The organism is Protofrankia sp. CiP1_Cm_nod3, from assembly GCF_982290655.1.
In genome coordinates, this window is sequence record NZ_CEVIVD010000036.1 from 24,755 (window position 1) to 27,958 (window position 3,204).

At 74.2% G+C, this 3,204-nt stretch carries 1 protein-coding gene; it reads left to right on the forward strand.

All coding sequences use genetic code 11. From position 1 onward, the window contains the following. The coding region (gene gcvP, locus AC5LUJ_RS09740; RefSeq protein WP_493464803.1) for an aminomethyl-transferring glycine dehydrogenase at positions 1–3,096 on the forward strand (3,096 nt) is incomplete at its 5' end. Positions 3,097–3,204: the final 108 nt, after the last annotated feature.

The following is a 3,204-nucleotide window of genomic DNA, read 5'->3' on the forward strand; positions in this document are numbered from 1 at the left end:
CAGCCCGAGCGGGCACCGCGGCCCACCCGGACACAGCCCTGGCGGGCCGAGCCCACACCGGCCGCGGCGGCGCGCCGGGCCGGCCCGCCGCTCACCGAGACGCTCACCTTCGCCGACCGGCACATCGGGCCGGACGCGGACGAGCGCCGGAAGATGCTCGACGGGCTCGGCCACGCCAGCCTGGACGCGTTGGTCGCGGCCGCGGTGCCGGAGGTGATCCGGGACAGCACCCTCGACCTGCCACCGGCGGCGAGCGAGCCGGAGGTGCTCGCCGAACTGCGCCGGCTGGGCAGCCGGAACCGCCCGGTGCCTTCGATGATCGGCCTCGGTTACCATCCCGCGGTGCTGCCCGGGGTGATCCAGCGCAACGTCCTGGAGAACCCGGCCTGGTACACGGCGTACACCCCGTACCAGCCGGAGATCTCCCAGGGGCGCCTGGAGGCGCTGCTCAACTTCCAGACCATGATTGCCGATCTGACCGGCCTCGCGACGGCCGGGGCCTCGCTGCTGGACGAGTCGACCGCCGCGGCCGAGGCCATGCAGCTTGCCCGCCGGGCCGCAAAGAAGCCCGAGACACGGTTCGTCGTGGACGTGGGGACGCTGCCGCAGACGATCGCGGTGCTGCGTACCCGGGCCCGGGCGCTGGGGATCGAGGTGGTCGTCATGGACCTCTCGGCCGGTATACCGGAACACCTGGCCGAGTCGGCGTTCGGCGTCCTGCTGGCGTACCCGGCCGCCGACGGCGCGCTGCGGGACCCGCGCCCGGTGATCGAACAGGCCCGCGGCCGCGGGATCATCGTGGCGGTGGCGGTCGACCCGCTGGCGCTGACGCTGCTGGCCGCGCCGGGTGAGTTCGGGGCGGACATCGCGGTCGGCAGCGCGCAGCGGTTCGGGCTGGGCCTGGGCTTCGGCGGCCCGCACGCGGGTTTCATCGCGGTACGCGCCGGCCTGGAGCGGTCGCTGCCGGGCCGGCTGGTCGGGGTGTCGGTGGACGCCGACGGCGAACCCGCCTACCGGCTGGCCCTGCAGACCCGGGAGCAGCACATCCGCCGGGAGAAGGCCACCAGTAACATCTGCACGGCCCAGGTGCTGCCGGCCGTGCTGACCTCGATGTACGCCGTCTACCACGGCCCGCGGGGGCTGGCCGGGATCGCCGGGCGGGTGCACGGCCACGCGGTGCGCCTCGCCGAGGGGCTGCGGGCCGGTGGGGTGCGGGTCGTCCACGAGCACTTCTTCGACACGGTGCTCGCGCAGGTGCCGTCCCGGGCGGCCGAGGTGGTCGCCGCGGCGCTCGCCGGCGGGCTGAACCTGCGTCTGGTCGACGCCGACCACGTCGGCATCTCCTGCAACGAGACGACGCTGGACGCCGACCTGCACGCGGTGTGGGCGGCGTTCGGGGTGCCGCCGCTGCCGTCCCCGTCGGTGGTCGCGCTGCCGGTGCGGAACGCCACAGCCGTCGGAGCCGCTACCGCCAGCGCTCAGGGTGCCGCCGACGGTGCTGGCCGGGCGATCCCGGCGGAGCTGGTGCGGGCGAGCCCCTACCTGGAGCATCCGGTGTTCCACCGGTACCGGTCCGAGACGGCGATGCTGCGTTACCTGCGCCACCTCGCCGACAAGGACCTGGCGCTCGACCGCGGCATGATCCCGCTCGGCTCCTGCACGATGAAGCTGAACGCCACGACCGAGATGGCCGCGGTGACCTGGCCGGACTTCGCCGACATCCACCCGTTCGCGCCGCTGGACCAGGCCGCCGGCTACCTGGAGCTCATCCGCGACCTGGAGAAGTGGCTGGTGGCGATCACCGGCTACGCGGCCGTGTCCCTGCAGCCGAACGCGGGCAGCCAGGGGGAGCTCGCCGGGCTGCTGGCCATCCGCGCCTACCACCGCGACCACGCCGTGGCGGGCCGGCCGGCCCGGGACGTCTGCCTGATCCCGTCGTCCGCGCACGGGACGAACGCGGCGAGCGCGGTCATGGCCGGGATGCGGGTCGTGGTGGTCGCCTGCGACAGCGACGGCAACGTGGACCTGGAGGATCTGGCCGCGAAGGCGTCCGCCTACTCCGACCGGCTGGCCGCGCTGATGGTGACCTATCCGTCGACGCACGGTGTCTACGAGGAGGGCATCGGGCGGGCCTGCGACCTGGTGCACTCCTGCGGCGGGCTGGTCTACGTCGACGGCGCGAACCTCAACGCCCTGGTGGGGCTGGCCCGGCCGGGGACGTTCGGGGCGGACGTGAGCCACCTGAACCTGCACAAGACGTTCTGCATCCCGCACGGCGGCGGCGGCCCGGGTGTCGGCCCGGTCGCGGTGGTCGAACGGCTCGCGCCCTACCTGCCCAACCATCCGCTGCGGCCCGAGGCGGGGCCGGCCACCGGTGTCGGGCCGATCGCCGGGGCGCCGTGGGGGTCGGCGGGCATCCTGATGATCCCCTGGGCGTACATCCGGCTGATGGGTGCCGCCGGGCTGCGCCGGGCCACCTCGGTGGCGGTCCTGGGCGCCAACTACATCGCCTGGCGGCTGTCGTCCCACTACCCGGTGCTCTACACCGGACGTGACGGCCTGGTCGCACACGAGTGCATCCTCGACCTGCGCCCGCTGACGAAAAGCACCGGGGTCACCGTGGACGACGTGGCCAAACGGCTGATCGACTACGGTTTCCACGCGCCGACGATGTCGTTCCCGGTACCCGGGACGCTGATGATCGAGCCGACCGAGAGCGAGGACCTGACCGAGATCGAACGCTTCTGCCGGGCGATGATCGCGATCCGCCGGGAGGCCGACCTGGTCGGCGCGGGCACCTGGCCGGTGAGCGACAACCCGCTGCGCAACGCCCCGCACACGGCGTCCATGCTGGTGGCGGACGAGTGGGCGCACCCGTACTCCCGGACGGTGGCGGCCTACCCGGTCGCCTCCCTGCGGGAGTCGAAGTACTGGCCGCCGGTACGCCGGATCGACGGCGCCTACGGCGACCGCAACCCGGTCTGCACCTGCCCGCCCGTGACGACCTATACCGGCCAGGACGAGGACGTCGCGTTCGCCGGCGGCGCGCCGGCCGCCCCCGGCATCGCGGCGGTACCGGCCGACACCCGAGGCTGACCGGCGGCGGGACCCGTCCCCCAGACGGATCGGCGCGGTGCGCCGGCACGCCGGACACCGCGCCGCGTCCGCGCCTGACCGCGTGCCGCGTCACGCGGTCAGGGCAGT